This window comes from Mycolicibacterium sp. Y3 (assembly GCF_051188035.1).
Lineage (GTDB): Bacteria > Actinomycetota > Actinomycetes > Mycobacteriales > Mycobacteriaceae > Mycobacterium > Mycobacterium fluoranthenivorans.
In genome coordinates this window covers 2,067,300-2,088,962 of the sequence record NZ_JAVQLT010000001.1, presented here as the reverse complement: position 1 = coordinate 2,088,962, position 21,663 = coordinate 2,067,300, and the positions used below count along the sequence as shown (strand labels likewise).

At 67.7% G+C, this 21,663-nt stretch carries 20 protein-coding genes; 6 read left to right on the top strand and 14 right to left on the bottom strand.

The annotated features are described in order from the left end of the window. Positions 1-41 precede the first annotated feature (41 nt). The 4 genes from cysD to QN239_RS10250 form a co-directional block, all read right to left on the bottom strand. Positions 42-971 carry a sulfate adenylyltransferase subunit CysD gene (gene cysD / locus QN239_RS10265; protein WP_167163802.1) on the bottom strand — a complete coding sequence of 310 codons (930 nt, stop codon included), beginning with the start codon at positions 969-971 and terminating at the stop codon, positions 42-44. A 119-nt stretch (positions 972-1,090) separates the two neighbouring features. Continuing rightward, a complete protein-coding gene (locus tag QN239_RS10260; protein WP_499016692.1) occupies positions 1,091-2,422 on the bottom strand; it encodes an MFS transporter in 1,332 nt (443 codons plus the stop codon). Positions 2,423-2,476: 54 nt separating this feature from the next. Continuing rightward, complete coding sequence (locus tag QN239_RS10255) at positions 2,477-3,484, bottom strand: phosphotransferase family protein (protein WP_499010038.1); 1,008 nt, start codon at positions 3,482-3,484, stop codon at positions 2,477-2,479. Between the two features lie 2 nt (positions 3,485-3,486). After that, positions 3,487-4,602, bottom strand: a complete 1,116-nt coding sequence (locus QN239_RS10250; protein ID WP_499010037.1) for an Rv3169 family protein — start codon at positions 4,600-4,602, stop codon at positions 3,487-3,489. A gap of 74 nt (positions 4,603-4,676) precedes the next feature. Here QN239_RS10250 and QN239_RS10245 point away from each other — a divergent pair, with 74 nt between their 5' ends. Then, positions 4,677-5,246 carry a TetR/AcrR family transcriptional regulator gene (locus QN239_RS10245; protein ID WP_499010036.1) on the top strand — a complete coding sequence of 190 codons (570 nt, stop codon included), beginning with the start codon at positions 4,677-4,679 and terminating at the stop codon, positions 5,244-5,246. A 15-nt stretch (positions 5,247-5,261) separates the two neighbouring features. Here QN239_RS10245 and QN239_RS10240 read toward each other — a convergent pair whose 3' ends face one another. The 6 genes from QN239_RS10240 to QN239_RS10215 all read right to left on the bottom strand — a co-directional run bounded on the left by QN239_RS10240 (position 5,262) and on the right by QN239_RS10215 (position 13,270). Next, positions 5,262-5,768, bottom strand: coding sequence for a beta-class carbonic anhydrase (locus QN239_RS10240; RefSeq protein ID WP_499010035.1), 507 nt, complete (start codon positions 5,766-5,768; stop codon positions 5,262-5,264). 72 nt (positions 5,769-5,840) lie between these two features. Beyond that, positions 5,841-7,805, bottom strand: a complete 1,965-nt coding sequence (locus QN239_RS10235) for an ArnT family glycosyltransferase (protein WP_499010034.1) — start codon at positions 7,803-7,805, stop codon at positions 5,841-5,843. 28 nt (positions 7,806-7,833) lie between these two features. Next, positions 7,834-9,057, bottom strand: coding sequence for a bifunctional glycosyltransferase family 2/GtrA family protein (locus QN239_RS10230; RefSeq protein WP_499010033.1), 1,224 nt, complete (start codon positions 9,055-9,057; stop codon positions 7,834-7,836). Positions 9,058-9,112: 55 nt separating this feature from the next. After that, positions 9,113-10,945, bottom strand: coding sequence for an ArnT family glycosyltransferase (locus QN239_RS10225; RefSeq protein ID WP_499016691.1), 1,833 nt, complete (start codon positions 10,943-10,945; stop codon positions 9,113-9,115). A 50-nt stretch (positions 10,946-10,995) separates the two neighbouring features. Next, positions 10,996-12,522: a sensor histidine kinase gene (locus QN239_RS10220; RefSeq protein WP_499016690.1), complete on the bottom strand. Its 1,527-nt coding sequence runs from the start codon at positions 12,520-12,522 to the stop codon at positions 10,996-10,998. Positions 12,523-12,565: 43 nt separating this feature from the next. Then, positions 12,566-13,270: a response regulator transcription factor gene (locus tag QN239_RS10215; RefSeq protein WP_167164388.1), complete on the bottom strand. Its 705-nt coding sequence runs from the start codon at positions 13,268-13,270 to the stop codon at positions 12,566-12,568. 224 nt (positions 13,271-13,494) lie between these two features. On the opposite strand from QN239_RS10215, the gene QN239_RS10210 reads away from it, so the two are divergent. Further along, entirely contained in the window at positions 13,495-14,001 is a 507-nt protein-coding gene (locus QN239_RS10210) for a hypothetical protein (RefSeq protein ID WP_499010032.1), read from the top strand. Here the strand turns inward: QN239_RS10210 and QN239_RS10205 are convergent. The 3 genes from QN239_RS10205 to QN239_RS10195 all read right to left on the bottom strand — a co-directional run bounded on the left by QN239_RS10205 (position 13,998) and on the right by QN239_RS10195 (position 14,832). Continuing rightward, a complete protein-coding gene (locus QN239_RS10205) occupies positions 13,998-14,249 on the bottom strand; it encodes a hypothetical protein (protein WP_499010031.1) in 252 nt (83 codons plus the stop codon). The genes QN239_RS10210 and QN239_RS10205 overlap by 4 nt on opposite strands. Positions 14,250-14,294: 45 nt before the next feature. After that, entirely contained in the window at positions 14,295-14,528 is a 234-nt protein-coding gene (locus QN239_RS10200) for a hypothetical protein (RefSeq protein ID WP_090363990.1), read from the bottom strand. Positions 14,529-14,610: 82 nt separating this feature from the next. After that, on the bottom strand, positions 14,611-14,832 hold the full coding sequence (locus QN239_RS10195) for a hypothetical protein (protein ID WP_499010030.1): 222 nt from the start codon (positions 14,830-14,832) through the stop codon (positions 14,611-14,613). Between the two features lie 115 nt (positions 14,833-14,947). On the opposite strand from QN239_RS10195, the gene QN239_RS10190 reads away from it, so the two are divergent. From QN239_RS10190 to QN239_RS10175, 4 genes are read left to right on the top strand one after another with little or no spacing between them, the layout of a single operon-like run. Beyond that, complete coding sequence (locus QN239_RS10190) at positions 14,948-15,925, top strand: oligopeptide ABC transporter permease OppB (protein ID WP_499010027.1); 978 nt, start codon at positions 14,948-14,950, stop codon at positions 15,923-15,925. After that, entirely contained in the window at positions 15,922-16,839 is a 918-nt protein-coding gene (locus QN239_RS10185) for an oligopeptide ABC transporter permease OppC (protein WP_499010025.1), read from the top strand. The genes QN239_RS10190 and QN239_RS10185 overlap by 4 nt, the downstream gene beginning before the upstream one ends. Then, positions 16,836-18,686, top strand: a complete 1,851-nt coding sequence (locus QN239_RS10180; protein WP_499010023.1) for an oligopeptide ABC transporter ATP-binding protein OppD — start codon at positions 16,836-16,838, stop codon at positions 18,684-18,686. The genes QN239_RS10185 and QN239_RS10180 overlap by 4 nt, the downstream gene beginning before the upstream one ends. After that, positions 18,673-20,352 (top strand): oligopeptide ABC transporter substrate-binding protein OppA, encoded by a 1,680-nt coding sequence (locus QN239_RS10175; RefSeq protein ID WP_499010022.1) that lies wholly within the window; start codon positions 18,673-18,675, stop codon positions 20,350-20,352. Before QN239_RS10180 ends, QN239_RS10175 begins: the two co-directional genes overlap by 14 nt. Here QN239_RS10175 and QN239_RS10170 read toward each other — a convergent pair. Beyond that, positions 20,339-21,580 carry an alpha/beta fold hydrolase gene (locus QN239_RS10170; RefSeq protein ID WP_499010020.1) on the bottom strand — a complete coding sequence of 414 codons (1,242 nt, stop codon included), beginning with the start codon at positions 21,578-21,580 and terminating at the stop codon, positions 20,339-20,341. The two genes, QN239_RS10175 and QN239_RS10170, sit on opposite strands and share 14 nt — an antisense overlap. Positions 21,581-21,663: the final 83 nt, after the last annotated feature.

The window sequence follows — 21,663 nt, the reverse complement described above, 5'->3', positions numbered from 1 at the left end:
GCAATTCACAACAACACCCGTCGCTTCGCTCGCCCCGGCCATCAGAAGTACCCCTCGCGCTTGCGATCTTCCATACCTGCTTCGGAGATTCGGTCGTCGGCGCGGGTCGCGCCGCGCTCGGTGAGACGGGACACCGCGGTCTCGGCGATCACCTCGGAAACGGTGCCGGCCAACGATTCCACGCACCCGGTGCAGGTGACGTCACCGACGGTGCGGAACCGGACGGTCTTCTCGACGACCGGCTCGTCCTTGCGTGGCTGCAGGAACTTGTGCACCGCCAGCAGCATCCCGTCACGTTCGAACACCTGGCGCTGGTGCGCGTAGTAGATGGACGGCAGCTTGATCTTCTCGGCCCCGATATAGGACCAGATGTCGAACTCGGTCCAGTTCGAGATGGGGAACGCACGGATGTGCTCGCCCTTGTGGTGACGGCCGTTGTACAGGTTCCATAGTTCCGGTCGCTGCGCTTTCGGATCCCACTGCCCGAACTCGTCGCGGAAGCTGAACACCCGCTCCTTGGCGCGGGCCTTCTCCTCATCGCGCCGCGCGCCACCGAAGGCGGCGTCGAATTTGTTCTCCCGGATGGCGCGCAGCAGCGTGAACGTCTGCATCGGATTGCGCGACGGGATGGTCTCGACGACGCGGCCGGCGTCGATATCGTCCTGCACCTTGGCGACGACGAGGCGCACCCCGTGCTGGGCGACCAGCTCGTCGCGGGCAGCCAGCACCTCGTCGAAGTTGTGGCCGGTGTCGACATGCATGACCGGGAACGGCAGCCGGCCGGGCGCGAACGCCTTGATGGCCAGGTGCAGCATGACGATCGAGTCCTTGCCACCGGAGAACAGCAGGACGGGCTTCTCGAACTCGGCGGCCACCTCGCGGATGATGTGGATGGCCTCGGCCTCCAGCGCGCGCAGGTGACTCAACTCATAACGGGCCGCGGCCGGGTCCAGGTCGGTGGGGGCACTCATCGCATCTCCATAAAGTTGGTAGAGATGACCAAGATTGCAGACATAACCCGGAATCTAACGGGTGCACCGGGGCAGTGTCAACGTTTCTGCGCGGTTGCTGTGCGTCGGACGTGCGCAGATCAGCCGGCGCCACTGACATGCGCGCCGGCATTGCCCGGCAACCGCAGCGACTCCACCAGCGTCACCGCCATCAACGCACCGAACACGAGGTACGTCAGCGAGTAGGAGGTCAACTGACTCAGCAGCAGGGCCGCCAGCGCGATACCCAGGCCGGCCGCCAGTTCCTGCACCGCCGCGTTGAGCGTGTTGGCATGCGTGAGTCGGTCCCCGTCGACGTCGGAGAACGCCAGGCTGTTGTAGGCCGTGAACCCCACCGATCGCAGCGCACCACTGAGGTAGAGCACCGCCGCGATCAGCGCCACCGGCGCACCCGGCCTAAGCGCCGCCAGCAGACCGAAACAGCACACCGAGGCAAGCCCGTTGACCAGCAGCACGGTGCGGATGCCGAATCTGCGCATCAACGGCGTCGTCGCCGGTTTGATGGTGAGATTGCCCGCGAAGAGCGCGGCCACCATCAGACCGGCCGCGAACGGAGTCCAACCGAACTCGAGCTGGAACTGCAACGGCAGGAGGAACGGCACCGCCGTGATGACCATCCGGTACAGCGATCCGGCCGACACCGTGATCCGCAGCGTCCGCACCTTCAGTACCCGGAGCGCCACCAGCGGCGCCTCGGTGCGCAGCAGATGCCAGACCGCCGTGATCAGAAGCGCCAGCGCGGCCACACCGCACCCGCCGACCAGCAGCCAGTCGGTGCCGTCGACCCGGATGTGTTCCAGGCCGATGAGCGCCGCGGCGATACCGCCGCCCAGCAGCATGATGCCCGGCCAGTCCAGCGGTGTGCGCGCCGGCGCGGGGTCACCCCGAATCAGCTTGAACGCCAAGATGAGCCCGATGACGCCGAGCGGAATGTTGACCAGGAAGATCCAGCGCCAGTTGCCGACCGTCGCGATCGCGCCGCCGAGCACCGGAGCCAGCACCGGAGCCGCGAGCGCCGGCCAGGTCAGCAGCGCGATCGCCCGCACCAAGTCGGCCTTGCCACTGAACCGCAACACGGCCAGCCGGCCGACCGGCACCATCATGGCTCCGCCGACGCCCTGGGCAATCCGCATCCCGACCAGCATGGGCAGCGACGCGCTCAGCGCGCAGCCCACCGAGGCCAGCGTGAAGATCGCGATGGCGGCGATGAACACCCGCCGGATACCGAAGCGGTCGGCCATCCAACCGCTGGCCGGGATGAGCACGGCGACGGTGACCAGGTAGGCGGTGATCGCCACGTTGACATCGATGGCACCGACCCCGAATTGGGCGGCCATCGCGGGGATCGCCGGTGTCAGGATGCTGGCGTCCAGGATCTCCATGAAGAACGCACCGGCGACCAGGAGCGCCATGCTCCGGGGAAACGGCGGACTTTCAGGTGCACCCACACCGAAAAGGTAGTGAGTTCAGTTGTTTAAGACAAAGTCGATCCGTCGGGCACAGATGTCGGCCAGGTCCAGCCCATCGACGGCGAAGCGGCGGTTCAGCCGCACCAGCGCCACGGCGAGCAGCAGCGGAGCGGTGACATCGGTGAAGGCGAGGTTGCCGATCCGGCGCCCGACCCCGTGTTCGTAGCGGTCGACGGTTTCCTCTCGGGTGGGTGTGCCCACGGCGGACATATTGTCGGGCAGCGGACTGCTCACCCAGTCGGTCATCAGCAGCCAGCTGATATCGGCGGCCTGATCGCCCAGGTAGGCGATTTCCCAGTCCAGCACCGCCTTCGGAGTCAGGTCGGGCCGGTACAGCACATTCGACATCCGGGCGTCTCCCCAGCACAGACCCAGCCCTTCCGGCTCGTAGAGGTGTGCTTCGAGCCAGCCCAGCGCACGGGTGAAGGTCGGGTGCAGTGGCGCGTCGGCGTACGCCCACTTCAGGGCGTACCGCAGAAACCCGACCAGATCCGCGGGCGCGGACGGTCCGAGGAACCCCAGTCGGTGGGCCTGCACATCGACGCGGTGCACCGCCGCAATCATGTCGACGCAGCCGTTCCACAGCGCGGCACGGCCGGCATCGTCGGTCTCGGCGAAGATCCCCGCTCCGTGATAGGGCGGCACATCGCTGACGCCGACGATATCGTCGATGCGGTCCATCACCAGGTACGGGCTTCCCAACGCGTCGCCACGGGGGTCGATCCAACGCACCGACGGGACCGGAACCGGCGATGGCGCAAGGCGTTCCATGATGAGGTACTGCCGGCGCAGGTCGTAACCGGGCAGGATCTGGAATTCCGGCGGACGGCGAAAGACCAGCCCCAGCGGCGCGGCGCCGTCCAGGTCCGTGACGTCGAAGAGGTAAGTCTCGGTGGAGAATCCGCCCGGACTGGGCGCCCAGTTGGTGATCCGTGCGTTCCCCGCGCCGGGGATGTGCCGCCGTACCAGGTGTTCGAGTGCGGCGGGCAGATCCGCAACCGGCATCCTCACCATCCCGTGTATCCATAACTCGGGTACGCGCCGACAAAGACCATCTCCACCAGGCCGTACCCGGTCTTACCGGCCATGGTCACCCGGCACAGCGTCTCGGACAGCAGGCTGACCGGCCTGATGACGTCGAGATCGTTGGTGTCGGCGGTGAACCCGTCGAGGAAATCCGTTCCGCGCCAATGCCCGGACGCGTACCCGTTGACGTCCATGTAGCCGGCCAGGCCGGGCCAGAAATCGGTGATCGGACTGACCTCGATGGCGCTGGTGGTGCGGTCGGCGCGGTGTACGGTGAAGGTGCCGCCACTGATCACCCGCAGGTCATCGCGGAATCTCAGATCATGCTCGACATCAATGATGGAACCTGCGGGCCGACCGGTCTCGATCGGGTAGAGGATCTCGCCCTCGAACTGCCAGCGCTCCCCCGTGCTGGTCTCACGCTGCGCGAAATGCACCAGCTCGTCGTCGAATTCGAAGATGCCCATGTAATAGAGGGTGCCGTCGGGGATCTCCGGGGGTTGCAGGTTGGCCCCCTCGGAGAGGCTGCCACCGCCGGGTCCGTTTCGCACACCCCATGAGTGGTCCCGGCCGAACCACCATCGTTGCGGGTCGATCTCGATGCGCTCGCCGTCGATTTCGATCCAGCCCTCCAGCTCGCCGTTCTGGTAGAACCGCCGCGCGTCCTCGCTGACCCGCCCACGACTGCGATGGAAGGCCGGGGTCTGCTCGTAGGCGGGAAACTGTCCGCGCAGCCGAAGATCCAGGCTGACCCCCTGCTCGTTGGGTGCCAGCTGGGCGCGCACGGTGCGCAGCGGCTCCTCCACTGAGTAGGTGAATGGTCCAACGGAATACGTTCCCAGAGGGTCGGTTTGGGGATTCAGCTCGGTGGACATCCGCACCACCCGGGCCTCCCCGCCCCGGCGGGTGATCATCGCGTAGGCGTCGGTCACGTTGCGGTTGGGGTAGCGGGCCATACCGGTCATCACGTTGACATCACCCGAGCGGTCGAAGCCGTACATGACGATGCGCTCGGTCCAGCGCAGGTCCGACTGCGCGACGTGGTCGAAGGTGGTGGGCAGTTGATGGCACAGGAGTTCATCGTGCGGAGTGAGCATCGGCGCGCCTTCCAGTAATTACGTTATAGGTCGTAACGTAACAGGCTGTTCCGGAACGGGCTAGGTTTTTGGGCATGACCACCGCAGCGGGGCGTCCCCGGGATCCGGCCAAGGATGTGGCCGTGCTGCAGGCCACCCGCGAACTGCTGGTGGAGGCGGGCTACCAGGGCACCACGATGGTCGCCATCGCCAAACGCGCCGGGGTCGGCGCACCCACCCTGTACCGGCGCTGGCCGACGAAGGAAGCCTTGGTGGAGGACGCGGCGTTCGGGCACACCAGCCCGGTCCCGGTGCCCGCCACCACCGGTGACCTGTACGCCGATCTGCGCGGCTGGGTGGCGATGTTCCTGACCTGGCTGGCCGACCCCGTACCGCGCGCCGCGCTGCCAGGACTGCTCACGGCGTATCACCGCGACGAATCGATCTATGAACGACTGGTGCTGCGCGCGGAGGCCGACGTCCGAGCGCTGATGACCGATCTGCTCGACGGCGACGCCGACCGCGCCGACACGGTGTTCGACCTACTGGTCGCCACCACCGTGGTGCGGGCGATGACCCGCGGCCTGGCCGACCACGACGCTTTCTGCGACCGCACCGCCGCGGCACTCACGGCGCTGGCCCGGGCTGAATTCACCACGAGGTGAGCGACGGGCGGCGGGCTAGAGGGTCACCTCCTCGAGGCGCCCCGTCGCGACATCGAAGATGAAGCCGCGCAACGATTCGTGCTTGGTGACGAACGGGCTGGCCTCGATCCGGCGCAGTGACTGGCGCACATCCTCGGCCACATCCGGGAACGCTTCGGCGGCCCATTCGGGTTTGAGGCCGATCTCGTCCTGGATGCCCCGCTTGAAGTCATCGTCGGTGAAGGTCAACATGCCGCAATCGGTGTGGTGGATCAAGATGATCTCCCTGGTGCCGAGCAGGCGCTGGCTGATCGCCAGCGAGCGGATCTCGTCATCGGTGACCACCCCGCCGGCATTGCGGATGACGTGTGCCTCACCCTCGCCCAGTCCGAGGACACGGTAGACGTCCAGGCGAGCGTCCATGCAGGCGAGTACGGCGACATGCTTGCTCGGTGGCAGCGGCAACGGCCTCGACTTCTCGGGGCCGCTGAACGTCTTGGCGTATTCCTCGTTGTTGCGCAGCAGTTGATCGGTGACAGACACCTGCCGGACGCTAACAACGGTCGACGTCGAGGGCACCGGTCGGAATCACCGTGAATCCATCACGCCAGGGGATCAGTCGACCGGTTTACTCAAGTCGTAGACCGTCGTGCCACCCACATCGAGCTTGGTGAAGTGCTGCTGCACCCACGCCGAGATCTGGGCGCCCGCGCTGTGGCTGTCCGAACCCGGTCCGCCGTGCCCGCCCGGACCGCGGTCGCTGACGATGAAGTACCGCACCTGGCCGTCGGTCACGTCATGCTGGAACTGCTCCAGCGTGGGCGAATTGTCACCACCGGCGAATCCACCGATGGACATGATCGACGCTCCGGTTCTCAGTTCCAGACCGCCGGCCTGCATCGAGCCGATCGTCGCTGCGGCCCAACGGTTGTCGAGCCCGGTGATCAGCTTCTCCAGCGCAGCATCATCGGTCTTCTTGTCCCGGTCCCCGGGCGGACCGAAGGGGAAGTCGCCGCCGGCGCGGGCCGGGCCCGAACTCGGCATCGGCCCACCGGAATGCGTGCCTGCCACCGTCGCGATGGAATACGCCGCACTGCCGGCGAAGCCGAACAGCAGGGCCGCCGCGGCCACCACCAGGGTGGCCTTGCCCAGCTTGTGCGCGCCCACCGCCAGCACCGCGGCCACCAGGACCGAGCCGATCAGGATGACCCAGCGCAGCGCGGGGAACCAGTCGGGGGTGCGGGTGAGCAGAACGAAGGTCCACACCCCGGTGCCGGCCAGCATGACCGTCAGCACCAGCCGGGGGGCCAGGAACTGCCGTCCCTGCCACAGCTCGGCCACCGCGATACCCAACAGCGCGGCCACCGCCGGGGCCAGCGCCACCGCGTAATACGGGTGCACGGTGCCGTCCATATAGCTGAACACCGCACCGGTGACGAACAACCAACCGCCCCAGAGGATCAGGCTGGCACGGACCTTACCGGTGCGCGGACTGTGCCGGGTGAACCACAGCCCGGCGGCCAGACCGATCAGCGCGGCGGGCAGCAGCCAGGACACCTCGGTGCCCATGAAGTCGTTGAACAACCGGCCGATCCCCGGCTCGCCGCCGAAGAACACATTGCGGCCACCCTCGCCGCCGGGCCCACCCGGGAAATGTCCACCGCCACCGGGCTGATTGTTACCGGTGATCCGCTGAATGCCGTTGTAGCCGAACGCAAGCTGCAGCAGGCTGTTGTCGGTCGAACCGGCGATATAGGGCCGGGCATCGGCGGGCCACAGGCTGACCAGCGCGATATACCAACCGGCGGAGAACGCCATCGCCACCACACCCACGGCCAGCGCACCCACCCGCTTGCCCACGGTCGCGCCGCCGGCGATCAGGAAGGCGATACCCAGGCCGGGCAGCACCAGGAACGCCTGCAGCATCTTCGTCAGGAACGCGAAACCGACGGCGCAGCCGGTCAGCGCCATCCATGTGGTCATGGCGCCCGCCGAAACCGCGCCGATGGCCCGCACCGTGCAGTACGCCGCGATCACCAGCAGCAGCACCAGCAGCGCGTCGGGATTGTTGTAGCGGAACATCGACGTCGCCACCGGCGTCAGCGCCAGCGCGGTGCCGGCGATCAGACCCGCACCCGGCCCGCTGCATCGCCGCACCGTCGCGTAGAGCACCGCCACCGCGGCCACACCCATCAGGGCCTGTGGCAGCAACATGGTGAACTCGCTGAATCCGAACAGCCGGCCCGACAGCCCCATCACCCACATCGCCGCGGGCGGCTTGTCCACCGTGATGGCATTGCCTGCGTCAAAGGAGCCGAACAACAACGCTTTCCACGACTGCGTGCCGGCCTGCGCCGCGGCGGCGTAGTAGCTGTTGGCCCAGCCGTTGGAACCGAGGCCCCAGAGATAGAGCACCGCGGTGGTGGCCAGCAGTGCCAGCAGCCCGGGCCGCTCCCAGGGGGCCTGCGTCCCATCGCCCAGCAGTAGCCGGGCTCCCCTGCCGCGCGCGCCGGGGGCCGCGTCGACGGTCGCTTTTCCCGCCGCTCCGGCATCCGCCTGCCGGGAATCGGTCACAGTCATCTGAGTCCTTCGGGTATCGGTGAGTCGTTCAGGAGGTGCGGCGCGGATGAAACACCCAGCCGCGCAGCAGCACGAAGCGGACTGCGGTGGCCACCAGATTGGCCAGCACCAGGACGGTCAACTCGACCAGCTTGTGTGGCTGTTCGACGAAGGCGTGCAACCCGGCCAGCGATCCGCTGGTGATGGCCAGCGCGATGCCGAACACGATCAGGCCCTCGAACTGATGCCGTGCCGCGCCGGCGCCGCGCACCCCGAAGGTGAAACGGCGATTGGCGGCGGTGTTGGCGACAGCGGTCACCAGCAGCGCCACCAGATTGGCCGCCTGGGCGCCGATCGAGGCGTGCAGCGCCATGAACAGCAGCAGGTAGGCGATGGTGGAGGCGACACCGATGGTGCCGAACCGCACCACCTGGCGCAGCAGCGAGCGCGGTGCCGCGGCACGGCGTGAACCCAGCTGGGCGGCAATGGTATTGATCGGGATGGAGCCGTTGGCGAAACCGCGCAGCAAGCGGCCCACCCCTTTCAGGTCTGCGGTCGCGGTGGCGATGATGTCGACCCGGCTGTCGGGATCGTCCACCCAGTCCACCGGCACCTCGTGGATGCGCAGACCGGTGCGCTCGGCCAGCACCAGCAGCTCGGTGTCGAAGAACCATCCGGTGTCCTCGACATAGGGCAGCAACTCGCGGGCCACGTCGGCGCGGATCGCCTTGAAGCCGCACTGAGCGTCGGAGAAGCCGGCCGCCAGGGTGGACTTCAGGATCAGGTTGTAGCAGCGGGAGATGATCTCGCGCTTGGGGCCGCGCACCACGCGTGCGTTGCGGGCCAGGCGGGTGCCGATCGCCAGGTCGGAATGACCGGAGATGAGCGGAGCCACCAGGGGCGCCAGTGCGGCCAGGTCGGTGGACAGGTCGACGTCCATATAGGCCAGCACCGGCGAATCGGACTGCGACCACACCTGGTGCAGGGCACGGCCGCGGCCCTTCTGCTCCAGCCGGACCACCCGTACCTCGTCGAGTTCGGCGGCCAGCTCGGCGGCGATCCGCGGCGTGTCGTCGATGCTGGCGTTGTCGGCGATGGTGATGCGCACCGGATAGGGGAAGTTCTCCTGCAGGTGACGGTGCAACCGACGGACCGAGTTGGCCAGCGCGGCCTGTTCGTTGTACACCGGCACCACCACGTCGACCACCGGAACGGCGAGCGAGCGAGCGACCTGTACGGCGTTGGGCCGCGCGGCGAAGGCGATGTCTGTCATGAGTCCATACTTGGGCGTCGGGGTGTGTCGGCCGTGGGCACAAGCTATGCGAAACCTATGAATGCGGCGCGCTGGTCAGGTCGTAGACCGTCACACCGGCCACGGGCACCGCGGTGAAGTGGCTCTGCACCCAGGACGCGATATCTGCCGCCTCCCGGCTGCCGCTGGTCTCGGACCGCCAGTTGCCCATCATCACGGCGTGGATGAAGTAGTGAATCTTCTTGTCCGACACCAGTTTCTGGAACTCCTGCAGGGTCGGCGCCGGATCGGTGCCGTTGAACCCGCCGACCGCCATCACGGGCGCACCAGTGGCCAGTTGATAGCCGGCCGCGTTGGTGGAGCCGACGGTGGCCGCCACCCAGGTGTAATCGTCGGCGTTGGCGCTCAACAGGGCCGTCAGCGCGGGTTTGGGGGTGGGAGTGTCGAACGGGCCACCTCCCAAACCAGCACCGAAACCGCCACCCAAGCCGCGCCCCGGCCCCACCGAGGGGATGGCCCCGCTGTGCGGGCCGGCCGCGGTGGCGATGGCGTAGGCCCCGGGGCCGGCCAGGCAGGCCGTCACCGCCAGCGCAGCGGCGACGCCGGCCACCGCTCGTGGCAGCCGGCCGGACACCAGGATCAGGACCGCAGCGCCGATCCCGGCGACCGCCACCACCGCGCGCAGCCACGGCATCCAGTCGGCTTGCCGGCCCAGCAGCACCGCCGCCAGCACCGCGGTGACGAGCACCGTGCCGGCCAGCGCCGTCGCGCATCTCAGGTCGGATCGCCGCTGCCACAACATGCTCACCCCGATGCCCACGCAGGCACCGATGGCGGGCGCGAGCGCCACCGTGTAGTAGGGGTGCAGGATGCCGTTCGCGTAGCTGAACACCACGGCCGTCACCACCAGCCAGCCACCCCACAGGATCAGGGCGGCGCGGGTGGCGTCGGTGCGGGGCGCACGCCGGGTCAGCACCAGCCCGGCGGCCAGGCAGATCAGCGCGGCGGGCAGCAGCCACGCGATATGGGTGCCCATCTGGGAGCCCAGCAGCCGGCCCCAGCCCACATCGTGGTTCATGTTGCCCAGTCCGCCGACCTCGTCACCGGTCAACCGGCCCAGGCCGTTGTAGCCCAGCGCCAGTTCGATGATGCTGTCGTGTTGGGAGCCCCCGATATACGGCCGGGACGCGGACGGCCACAGTTCGACCAGCAGTAAGTACCAGCCGCCGGACAGCACCAGGGCCACGATGCCCCCGACGAGGCGCCACAGCCGGGTGCGCAGCGGGGCGGCCGCACAGATCAGATAGGCCGCGGCGAAAGCCGGCAGCACCAGGAACGCCTGCAGCATCTTGGCCAGGAACGCGGACCCGGCGGCCACGCCCACCGCGACCATCCACCAGCGGCTGCTGGCTGGCTCGCATGCCCGCTGCACGCAATACGCGCCCACCACCAGCAACAGCACCAGTAGTGCGTCGGGGTTGTTGAACCGGAAGATCAGGGCCGCCGCGGGGGTCAGCGCCAGGATCGCACCGGCCAGCAGAGCGGCACCGGGCCCGGCAGCCCGGCGCACCGCGGCGTACAAGAAGCCCACCGCGGCTATTCCTTCGAGGGCTTGAGGCAGCAGCACACTCCACGAGTGCAAGCCGAACAGCCGCACCGAGATGTCCATCAGCCAGAGCGCCGCCGGGGTCTTGTCGACGGTGATGGCGTTGGCGGCGTCGCTGGATCCGAACAGCATGGCGGTCCAGTCGCTCGCGCCGGCCTGCACCGCAGCGGAGTAGAAGCCGTTGGCCCACCCGCTGATCGACAGGTTCCACAGGTACAGCACCGCCGTCCCGGCAAGGAGCACCGCCAGTGCGGCGCGTTCCCTCACCGCGATCCGGCGGGCGGTCGATGCGGGCACGGGCACAGCTACCTCGGGCAGTACGGCGGTCACCTGATCGATCCTCACAACCCGCGCTACGTGGCGGTTTTGTCGGCGCTGTGCGTTACCTGTGATTCACCTCGGGGCAAGGTGACGACGAACTCGGTATCGCCCGGCGCGCTGCGCAGGTCGATACGCCCGCCGTGCGCCCGGATCACGGCGGCCACGATCGCCAGACCCAACCCGGTGCTGCCCATCCGGCGCGATCGCGACGAATCCCCGCGCGCGAACCGTTCGAAGACCTCCGGCTGCAGTTTCGCCGGGATACCCGGCCCATCGTCGGCCACGGTCAGTTGCACATCGCCGTCGGGCAGCACGCTCAGCGAGGTGACCACCGAGGTGCCCGCCGGGGTGTGCGTGCGGGCGTTGCCCAACAGATTGGCCAGCGCCTGGTGCAGCCGGGCATGGTCGCCGACCAGCAGCACCGGCTCCTCGGGCAGGTCCAGCGACCACTCGTGATCCGGGCCGGTGGCGTGCGCGTCGCTGACGGCATCGACCACCAGCTGCGACATATCGACCTGGGCGCGCTCCAGCGGGCGCCCCTCGTCCAGGCGGGCCAGCAGCAGCATGTCCTCCACCAGCGTGGTCATCCGCTGGGCTTCGGACTCGACCCGACTCACCGCGTGCGCGACATCGGCCGGCAGATCGTCACGCTTGCGCTGGGCGAGTTCGGTGTAGCCCCTGATTGCTGCGAGAGGCGTCCTCAACTCATGGCTGGCGTCCGAGACGAACTGGCGCACCCGGGTCTCGCTGGCATGGCGGGCCGACAGCGCACCGGCGATCCGGTCCAGCATCCGGTTCAGCGCCGACCCGAGCTGACCCACCTCGGTATGGACGGTGTCGGGGTCGACCGGGACGATCGGGGTGGGCAGATTGACCTCGCCGCGGTCCAGTTCCAGATCGGCCACATCGCGGGCCGCCGCCGACAGCCGCGACAGCGGCGCCAGTTGCCGGCGGATGATCCAGATACAGGCGATGATGGCCCCGGCCAACGCGATCGCGGCGACGACACAGAACATCGCGAGCACCCACAGCAGGGTGTCGTCGACCACGGTGGTGGGCAGGCCGACCACGATCACCCGGCCACTGCGGTGCGCATGCAGGGCGAGCACCCGGTAAGACCCCAGACCATCCAGGTGCATGGCGACCGGAGTGCGCGTCGGCGGGACGGCGGCCAACTGAGCGGCCGCGGTGGAACTGATATCGGCGGTGGCCCCGTCCGAGGTGATCACCCCGGCATCGAGGGATCCATCGTGCCCGATGACCATGCCGACGGTGCGGATCGCCTGACCGGGCGCATTCAGGAACCCCGGACCGGGCCCGGCCTCCGGGTCGAACCGGAATGCGGGCGGCCCACCGCTGTGCTGCGGGCCGTCCAACGGCGGCCCCGGCCCGAACGGCGGCGGTGGCAGGTCGACGATGCCCGCGGAACGCCGGGCGGCTTCCAGGAGCTGGGTGTCGAGCTGGTGCATGAGGAATCGCTGCAACGCGAACTCGGTGGCGACGCCGATGCCGACACACAACAGCGCCAGCAGCGTGACCTGGGTGACCAGCAGCCGCATGCGCAGCGACCAGGTGCGTGGTGCCAGGACGCGGCTTCTCACCTCAGCGCGGGGGGCGCAGGACGTAGCCGGCGCCGCGGAGGGTGTGGATCATCGGTTCGCGGCCGCTGTCGATCTTCTTGCGAAGGTAGGACACATACAGTTCGACGATATTGGACCGGCCGCCGAAGTCGTAGCTCCACACGCGGTCCAGGATCTGCGCTTTGCTCAGCACCCGCTTCGCGTTGCGCATCATGAACCGCAGCAGCTCGAACTCGGTCGCGGTCAGCGAAATGGGATCGCCGCCCCGGGTGACCTCATGACTGTCCTCATCGAGCACCAGATCACCCACCACGATCTGTGCACCGCCGGCTTCGTTGGCCACCCCGGTGCGGCGCAGCAGCGCACGCAACCGCAGGACGACCTCTTCCAGGCTGAAGGGTTTGGTGACGTAGTCGTCGCCGCCCGCGGTGAGGCCGGCGATCCGGTCCTCCACCGAGTCCTTGGCGGTGAGCAACAGCAGCGGCAGTCCGGGCTGCTGGTCGCGAAGCTTGCGCAGGACGTCCAGGCCACTCATGTCCGGCAGCATGACGTCGAGCACGACGACGTCGGGCGGGTTCTCCTTGGCGAGTTCGATGGCGCTCGCACCGTCGCCGGCGGTCTCGATATCCCAGCCCTCATAGCGAAGGGCCATCGACACCAGTTCGGCGAGCACCGGCTCGTCGTCGACGACGAGAACGTTGATCGGCTTTCCGTCGGCCCGCCGCATCACGACGCGCGCCGGATCTGACTCGGATCCCGATCCGCTAGACATTCCGCTTGCCTGCCCGTTCGCCAGCCCATTGGTCACCGTGGTCACACTGTTCAGTATTCAAACAAGTAATGGGCTGGCACTGTGCCGTTCCTATGCGCAATCTATGAATATTGCGAGTTCTATCCACAACCGTCTCGTCTCACAGCGTGCACATAGGGATTCCCGTCACAGTGGCGGACATGAGCGAGGAAGAACAACCCTGGGGCCGACCCCAGGAACACCGCTGGGGTAGACGCGAGACTCTCGCCGCGGTCGGCGTGGCCGTGGTGATCGGCGCCCTGGGCGGCGGGGCGGTCTACGCGGCGACCGACAGCGGTGGCCGTGGCGGGGGTTTCGGTGGATTCCCGGGTGGCCCGCCGCCCGGCGCGGAACCGTTCGGCGGAGGGCCGGGCCGGTCCGGGACGGGTCACGTCGCGACGGACCCGGCGGCGCTGCACGGAGAGTTCGTGGTCCCCGACGGCAACGGCGGCTTTCAGACCGACATCGTCCAGGTGGGCACGGTCACGGCCGTGTCGGCCACGTCGATCACCGCACGCAGCGACGACGGCTTCACCAGCACGTACGTCATCCCGCCGACAGCGGCAGACAGCAGCGTGCCGTTCACGGTGAACCAGAAGGTGAGCATCCGCGCCACCCGGACCGGTGACACCAGATCGATCACCACGATCGGCGCAGCCGATCACTAGTGCGGGACGGCGAAGCCCGAGGGTGTGGTGAAGGTGACCGGCGGCTCGTTGACCGTCGGTTCCGGCGATTGCACGGCAGTGGTCTCGGTGACCGTCTCCCCGAGGGTGGCCGGCGTCGTCGTGACCGGTCCCGGCGGCGCCGGGTCTGCTCGGCTGACCTCGCTGCCTGCCACGGACAGCACACCCATCACGAGGACGGCCCCCAGCCCGGCGGCCGCGGACAGCAATTTCACTCTGGCGGTATCCATGGCTTCGGGGTAGCCGAGAAGCTGCTCCACGAAACCTGGAAGCCATCAGCCCTGCGGATCGGCGTTGGGCGCCTCACCCGGGTAGAGCGGCACCTTGCCACGGATCGCCGGCACGGCCATCGTGGTCGCCTCGACTGTCGGGACCACCGACGTGGTCGCCGCCCCGTCATCGGACGGACCTGCCGCCCCCGCCACCGGCATCGTCGTGGCCGTGATGATCCCGCACACCAAGAGCGCGGCCGTGGCGAGACAACCGATCAGCATGATTGTCAGTTTCATGCGTTCCAGCGAACGCCGCCGAGCTGGATACGGGCTGGCCAGCCGGTATGAGATGCCTCGATATGACCGCGCTGTGAAGCAGCTACTTGGCGGGGCCCTTGATGGCGGGCACCGCGCGGGCCACCTCGGGTGTGGACGGCGGAGTCGGCTCCAATGTCGTGGTGACGCCGATCTGCATCGTGTTCGACGCCATCGGTGCACTGGAATGGGCGAACAGCGCGCCGAGCACGCCGATCGCCACCAGGGCGCCCGCGCCGACGGCGGCGGCGAACATTTGAATCTTCCGGGGAGTTGTTGAATTCATGCTGTGAGAGTGAATCCCACGACACTGTGAGAAAGCTGACGCGTGCATGTCAATTCGCCGGTAACGGGCTTGTGGCGCGGTCATCTCCTACCCTGTGCCTCATGCAGGAGGTTCGATGACGCGGTTTCTGGCGCGACGATTGCTCAACTACATCGTGCTGCTGTTGTTGGCGTCCTTCCTGGCGTTCACGCTGGCGTCCCTGACGTTCAGACCGCTGGAGAGTCTGCAGCAGCGCAACCCGCGCCCACCACAGGCGGTGATCGACGCCAAGGCCGCCGAACTGAATCTCGACCAGCCGATCCCGGCGCGGTATGCCACCTGGCTGGTGGGCACCGTGCACGGCGACTTCGGTAAGACGGTGACTGGCCAACCGGTGAGCGACGAGTTGGGGCGCCGAGTGGGGGTCAGCCTGCGGCTGGTGGTCATCGGCTCGGTCGTTGGCGCGATCCTGGGCGTGGTGGTGGGCGCGTGGGGCGCCATTCGGCAGTACCGGCTCTCCGACCGCGTCATCACCGGGCTGTCGCTGCTGATCATCAGCACGCCCACGTTCGTCATCGCCAGCCTGTTGATACTCGTTGCGCTGCGGGTGAATTCGGTGCTGGGTGTGCAGCTCTTCGAATACACCGGCGAAACCTCGCCCGATGCGATCGGCGGCGGCTGGAACATCTTCGTAGACCGGATCCAGCATCTGGTGCTCCCGACACTGACGCTCGCGCTGGGGTCGATCGCGGGGTTCAGCCGGTATCAGCGCAACGCGATGCTCGACGTCCTCGGCCAGGACTTCATCCGGACCGCCCGGGCCAAGGGGCTGACCCGGCGGCAGGCGCTGGTCAAGCACGGGCTGCGGACGGCGCTGATCCCGATGGCCACCCTGTTCGCCTACGGTGTCGGCGGTCTGGTCACCGGAGCGGTGTTCGTCGAGAAGATCTTCGGCTGGCACGGCATGGGTGAATGGTTCGTCCAGGGGCTGGCCTCGCAGGACACCAATATCATCGTCGCGATGACGGTGTTCTCCGGCGCGACGGTACTGCTGGCCGGCGTACTGTCCGACGTGATCCTGGCGGCGCTCGATCCCCGGGTCCGAATCCGATGAGCGAACCGATGACGACCACAGCCAAATCCGGTGTGGACGTCCAGACCTTCGCGTCCCGCCGCACCCTGGTGTGGCGACGGTTCGTACGCAACCGGCCCGCCATGGTGGCACTCGCCGTACTGTGCCTCCTTTTCCTGGGCTGCTACGCGCTGCCCCCGCTGCTGCCCTACAGCTACACCGATCTGGACTACTACGCCCTGCAGACCCCACCGAGCCCCAAGCACTGGTTCGGCACCAACGCCCTGGGCCAGGATCTGTTCGCCCTGACATTGCGGGGAATGCAGAAGTCGATGCTGATCGGCCTGTGCGTGGCCCTGATCTCGACGTTCATCGCCGCCGTCGTCGGCGCGATCGCCGGCTACTTCGGCGGCTGGCGGGACCGCGCGTTGATGTGGGTCGTCGACTTGCTGTTGGTGGTGCCGAGCTTCCTGCTGATCGCCATCGCCACCAGGAACACCAACGGTTCGGGGGCACTGCTCGTGCTGATCGTGCTGCTGGCCGTCTTCTCCTGGATGATCAGTTCACGCATGGTGCGCGGCCTCACCATGAGCTTGCGTGAGCGCGAATTCGTGACCGCTGCAAGGTATATGGGTGTCAGCGACACCCGCATCATCGCCCGGCACGTGCTCCCCAACGTGGCCTCGATCCTGATCATCGACACCACGCTCAACGTCGGTGTCGCGATCCTCGCCGAAACCGGATTGAGCTTCCTCGGGTTCGGCGTGCGCGCCCCCGACGTGTCACTGGGCACCCTGATCGCCGACGGCACCCCGTCGGCCACCACCTTCCCCTGGGTGTTCCTGTTCCCGGCGGGCGTCCTGATCCTGATCGTGATGTGCGCCAACCTCGCCGGGGACGCGTTACGTGATGCGGTGGACCCGGGATCGCGCCGGCTGCGGAGGGGTGCCAAGTGAGCCTGCTGGAGGTCCGCGACCTGACCGTCGCGTTCCCCACCGACACCGAATGGGTGTCGGCGGTGCGCGGGGTGTCCTTCGATATCACCCCGCGTGAAGTCGTGGCCCTGGTGGGCGAATCGGGTGCCGGGAAGTCGGCGAGCGCGATGGCCGTCGTCGGCCTGCTTCCCGAGTACGCCGAGGTGTCCGGCTCGGTGCGCTTGCACGGTGAGGAGCTGCTGACCCTCGACGACGACCAGCTGTCGAAGATCCGGGGCCGTTCCATCGGGACGGTGTTCCAGGATCCGATGTCGGCGCTCACCCCGGTGTACACCGTCGGTGACCAGATCGCCGAGGCGCTGCGCATCCACCAGCCCGGCCTGGACCGCCGTAAGGCCCGGACCCGGGCGGTCGAACTGCTGGAGTTGGTGGGCATCACCAACCCGGGCCAGCGGGCCCGGGCGTTTCCGCACGAACTGTCCGGCGGCGAACGCCAGCGCGTGGTGATCGCCATCGCGATCGCCAACGATCCGGATCTCATCATCTGCGACGAGCCCACCACCGCCTTGGATGTCACCGTTCAGGCCCAGATCCTGGACCTGCTGCGCACGGCCCGCGATGTCACCGGCGCCGGCGTGCTGATCATCACCCATGATCTGGGGGTGGTCGCCGAGTTCGCCGACCGGGCGCTGGTGATGTACGCCGGCGCGGTGGTCGAAAGCGCTTCGGTGTCAGAGTTTTACGAGAACCGCGCGATGCCCTACACGGCCGGTCTGCTCGGCTCGGTACCTCGGCTGGACGCACCCCGCGGCCGGCGACTGGTGCCGATCCTCGGCGCCCCACCATCGATGGCCGCGCTGCCCCCGGGATGCCCGTTCGCACCTCGCTGCCCACTGGCCACCGAGGACTGCACCGCCGCCGAACCGCCGCTGCTCCAGATCGGCCCTGGGCACAGCGCGGCATGCATCCACACCGAGGAGGTGATCGGCCGTAGCGCGGCCGAGATCTACGGCGTGCGTACCGAACCCGAGAACGCCGAGGTGACGGACACCCAGCCGGTGGTAGTGCGGGTCCGCGATCTGGTCAAGACCTATCCCCTGACGAAAGGCGTGCTGCTGCGCCGTCAAGTCGGCGAGGTGCGGGCCGTCGACGGTATCAGCTTCGACCTGCGCGAGGGTCACACCCTGGGCATCGTCGGTGAATCGGGATCGGGTAAATCGACCACGCTGCACCAGATTCTGGAACTCACTGCGCCGCAGTCGGGTTCAATCGAGGTGCTGGGCACCGACGTCGCGACGCTCGACCGCAGCACTCGGCGGCGCCTGCGCACCGACCTGCAGGTGGTGTTCCAAGACCCGGTCGCCGCCCTGGACCCGCGTCTTCCGGTCTCGGATGTCCTGGCGGAACCGTTGTCCGCCAATGGTTTCGACAAGGGCGATATCGCAACCCGGACTGCCGAACTGCTCACCACCGTCGGATTGCGCCCCGAGGACGCCGGCCGCTACCCCGCCGAGTTCTCCGGCGGGCAGAAGCAGCGCATCGGTATCGCCCGGGCACTGGCGCTGCAGCCCAAGATCCTGGCCCTCGATGAGCCGGTGTCGGCACTGGACGTGTCCATCCAGGCCGGCATCATCAACCTGCTGCTGGATCTGCAACAACAGTTCGGGCTGTCGTATCTGTTCGTCTCGCACGACCTGTCGGTGGTCAAACATCTGGCCCACGACGTGGTGGTCATGCATCGGGGTGTCGTTGTCGAACAAGGCCCGGCCGAAGAGGTGCTGACCGCACCGCAGCACGAGTACACCCGGCGGTTACTCGCCGCAGTCCCGCAACCGGAGGATAAAGTCGATCGCCATGAAGATCCGTAGCCTGACTTACGGGCTGGCTTCCGTCACTTTCGCCGTCACCCTCGTCCTGTCCGGCTGTTCCAGCGGAGACCAGAGCATCCCGCCGATCGGCGGTGACGCCACGGTGGGCACCACCAATGACATGAACCCGCAGGACCCCAACACCCTGCAGCAGGGCGGTAATCTGCGACTCGCGCTGCCCGCGATGCCGGCGAACTTCAACCCGCTGAGTATCGACAGTGAGGGAACCGGCGCCGCCATGCTGCGCGCCACCCTGCCGCGCGCCTTCACCATCGCGCCCGACGGGGAGCCGTCGGTAAACCCCGACTACTTCACCAGCGTCGAGCTCACCAGCGAGAACCCGCAGGTGGTCACCTACACCATCAACCCCAAGGCGGTCTGGACCGACGGCACGCCGATCACCTGGGAGGACCTCGCCTCGCAGATCCAGGCCACCAATGGCAAGGACAAGCGCTACCGGATCTCGAGCTCAGCCGGCCAGGACCGAGTCGCCTCGGTGACCCGCGGTGTGGACGACCGACAGGCCGTCGTCACCTTTGCTCAGCACTACACCGACTGGAAGGGCATGTTCGCGGGCAACACCACGCTGCAGCCCAAGAAGATGACCGAGAACCCGGATGTCTTCAACAATGGGCAACTCAACGGACCCGGCCCGTCGGCCGGGCCGTTCATGATCTCCAATATCGACCGCACCGCCCAACGCATCACGCTGGTGCGCAATCCGAAGTGGTGGGGCGCCACCCCACGGCTGGACAGCATCACCTACCTGGTGCTCGATGACGCAGCTTTGGTCCCTGCTCTGCAGAACAACACCATCGATGCCACCGCTGTCGCGTCACTCGACGAGCTGCAGATCGTGCGCAACACCCCCGGCATCGCAGTCCGGCGCGCATCGGCGCCGTATTGGTATCACCTCACTTTCAACGGCGCGCCGGGATCGATCCTGGCCGACCCGGCGTTGCGCGTGGCGGTCGCCAAGGGTATCGACCGCCAGGCCATCGCCAACGTCACCCAGCGCGGCCTGGTGGACAATCCGACCCCGCTGAACAATCACGTCTTCGTCGCCGGCCAAGAGGGTTATCAGGACAACAGCGCGGTGGTGGCCTTCGACCCGGAGAAGGCCAAGGCCGAGCTGGATGCCCTCGGCTGGAAGATGAACGGCCAGTTCCGCGAGAAGGACGGCAAGCAGCTGGTGATCCGCGATGTCTTCTACGACTCCAAGAGCACCCGGCAGATCGCCCAGCTGGCGCAGAACAGCCTGGCTCAGATCGGGGTGAATCTGCAGCTGGAGGCCAAGCCGGGCGACCGGTTCTTCACCGACTACATCACCGTCGGCAATTTCGATATCGCCCAGTTCGCCTGGCAGGCCGACGCCTTCGCGCTGTGCTGCCTGACGCAGATCTACACCACCGGCGCCGAGAGCAATTTCGGCAAGATCAGCACTCCCGAGATCGACGCCAAGGCGAACCAGGTACTCAACGAGCTGGATGCCACCAAGGCGCGCGACCTGGCCAACGAGGCGGACAAGCTCATCTTCGCGGAGGGGTTCAGCCTGCCGCTGTTCCAGACCGCCGGCAACGTCGCGGTCCGCAGCACCCTGGCGAACTTCGGCGCGGCGGGCCTGGGCGACGTGAACTACACCGCCATCGGATTCATGAAGTCCTGACACCCTCGACCCAGGGCGGCACCGCCGACTCGGCCAGCGTGGCCGCGGTGAGCGCGGACATCGCAAGGCGCAGAACTACTTTGGCGGGTAACGCATCGAGTTCGGCGGCGCGGTCGGGCAGGATGTCCGTCGCACCCGCGCGCACGGCGGCGACGATCGCCAGGGCCGCCCGCTCACGCACGTCGAGCACACTGTGCCCGGCACTGGGCAGCTCGACGAGCACCGCACCGGGGATCAGTCCGGCGATCCTGCGGGCCACCGCGGGCGGGGTGACCAGATCGCGACCACCCGAGACGACGACGGTCGGCCAGCGGAACCTCGGCATCTCGGCGGTCAGATCGAAGGGTTCACTCTCGAATGCCTCGTGCTCGGGGTTGTGCTCGGCGATACCGACCGACGGGTCCAGCGGCAGACCGTCGGGCACGCCCGCGAAGTTGAGCTCCCGGAAGGCGATCCGATTGACCAGATCCTCCTCGTGCCGAAACGGCGACGCGTGGTGCGGGATCCGCCGCAACAGATTGAGCCCCGACCAGACCCAGGTCCGCCCACTGGACAGCAGCTCGATCTGCCGGCCCAGCAGCGCGGCTCCGCCATAGCCGTACAGCGCGCCTGCCAACTGGCCCGCCGAGTCGGTGAGCACGCCGTCGTCGAACAGTTTGCGCACCTTCGGCGCCAGGCCGGCGGTCTGCGGATCGGTGCCGTCGAGCAGCAGGCCGCGGATCGCCGCGCGCATGTAGTCGATATCGCCCGCGGACAGCAGGGGTGAATCGAGCACCATCTGCGCCACCCGGTGCGGATGCCGCACGCCAAACCCGGCGGCCAGATACGTGCCGTACGAGGTGCCGTACAGGATCGCCGAGCCGACCCCGGCGTCATCGAGCACGGCGGCGATATCGTCGACCACCTGCTCGACGCTCATCGCCTCCGGTGGCAGGTCCGCACCCGTGTCGTCGTGCCGCGACAACCCCACCCCGCGGTGCTCGACCATGATCACGTCCAGCCCGGCGACGGCAGCGTGCCGGCGCAGCCCCCGGTAGGACGCCACCGAAGCCATCCCCGGACCACCGGGAATGATGACCAGCGGATGCGCCGATTTCAGGCCGTTCCGCACGTAGTACAGGTCGAATTCGCCGGGATGTCCGGGGGCGATCGGCCGGCGCACGGCGCGCACACCAGGCAGTGCGGCGAGCTTGGCATGGGCTCGACGGCGCTTGGCGGTCATGGTCATCGTTCCTCATTGTGCCCTGCCGCAGTTCTTAGGTTCGCGGTGATCGCAAGCAGTGCGCCCCGGCGGGCCCGCTCAGTACAACT

Excerpts from the sequence above, each read along its gene's own strand:
- QN239_RS10190 (WP_499010027.1), top strand. The coding sequence starts at position 14,948 with ATGACGCGGTTTCTGGCGCGACGATTGCTCAACTACATCGTGCTGCTG.
- QN239_RS10185 (WP_499010025.1), top strand. The coding sequence starts at position 15,922 with ATGAGCGAACCGATGACGACCACAGCCAAATCCGGTGTGGACGTCCAG.
- QN239_RS10205 (WP_499010031.1), bottom strand. The coding sequence starts at position 14,249 with ATGGATACCGCCAGAGTGAAATTGCTGTCCGCGGCCGCCGGGCTGGGG.
- QN239_RS10235 (WP_499010034.1), bottom strand. The coding sequence starts at position 7,805 with ATGACTGTGACCGATTCCCGGCAGGCGGATGCCGGAGCGGCGGGAAAA.
- QN239_RS10245 (WP_499010036.1), top strand. The coding sequence starts at position 4,677 with ATGACCACCGCAGCGGGGCGTCCCCGGGATCCGGCCAAGGATGTGGCC.
- QN239_RS10175 (WP_499010022.1), top strand. The coding sequence starts at position 18,673 with ATGAAGATCCGTAGCCTGACTTACGGGCTGGCTTCCGTCACTTTCGCC.
- cysD (WP_167163802.1), bottom strand. The coding sequence starts at position 971 with ATGAGTGCCCCCACCGACCTGGACCCGGCCGCGGCCCGTTATGAGTTG.
- QN239_RS10210 (WP_499010032.1), top strand. The coding sequence starts at position 13,495 with ATGAGCGAGGAAGAACAACCCTGGGGCCGACCCCAGGAACACCGCTGG.
- QN239_RS10260 (WP_499016692.1), bottom strand. The coding sequence starts at position 2,422 with ATGGCGCTCCTGGTCGCCGGTGCGTTCTTCATGGAGATCCTGGACGCC.
- QN239_RS10215 (WP_167164388.1), bottom strand. The coding sequence starts at position 13,270 with ATGCGGCGGGCCGACGGAAAGCCGATCAACGTTCTCGTCGTCGACGAC.
- QN239_RS10195 (WP_499010030.1), bottom strand. The coding sequence starts at position 14,832 with ATGAATTCAACAACTCCCCGGAAGATTCAAATGTTCGCCGCCGCCGTC.
- QN239_RS10220 (WP_499016690.1), bottom strand. The coding sequence starts at position 12,522 with ATGCGGCTGCTGGTCACCCAGGTCACGCTGCTGGCGCTGTTGTGTGTC.
- QN239_RS10200 (WP_090363990.1), bottom strand. The coding sequence starts at position 14,528 with ATGAAACTGACAATCATGCTGATCGGTTGTCTCGCCACGGCCGCGCTC.
- QN239_RS10255 (WP_499010038.1), bottom strand. The coding sequence starts at position 3,484 with ATGCCGGTTGCGGATCTGCCCGCCGCACTCGAACACCTGGTACGGCGG.
- QN239_RS10170 (WP_499010020.1), bottom strand. The coding sequence starts at position 21,580 with ATGACCATGACCGCCAAGCGCCGTCGAGCCCATGCCAAGCTCGCCGCA.
- QN239_RS10230 (WP_499010033.1), bottom strand. The coding sequence starts at position 9,057 with ATGACAGACATCGCCTTCGCCGCGCGGCCCAACGCCGTACAGGTCGCT.
- QN239_RS10250 (WP_499010037.1), bottom strand. The coding sequence starts at position 4,602 with ATGCTCACTCCGCACGATGAACTCCTGTGCCATCAACTGCCCACCACC.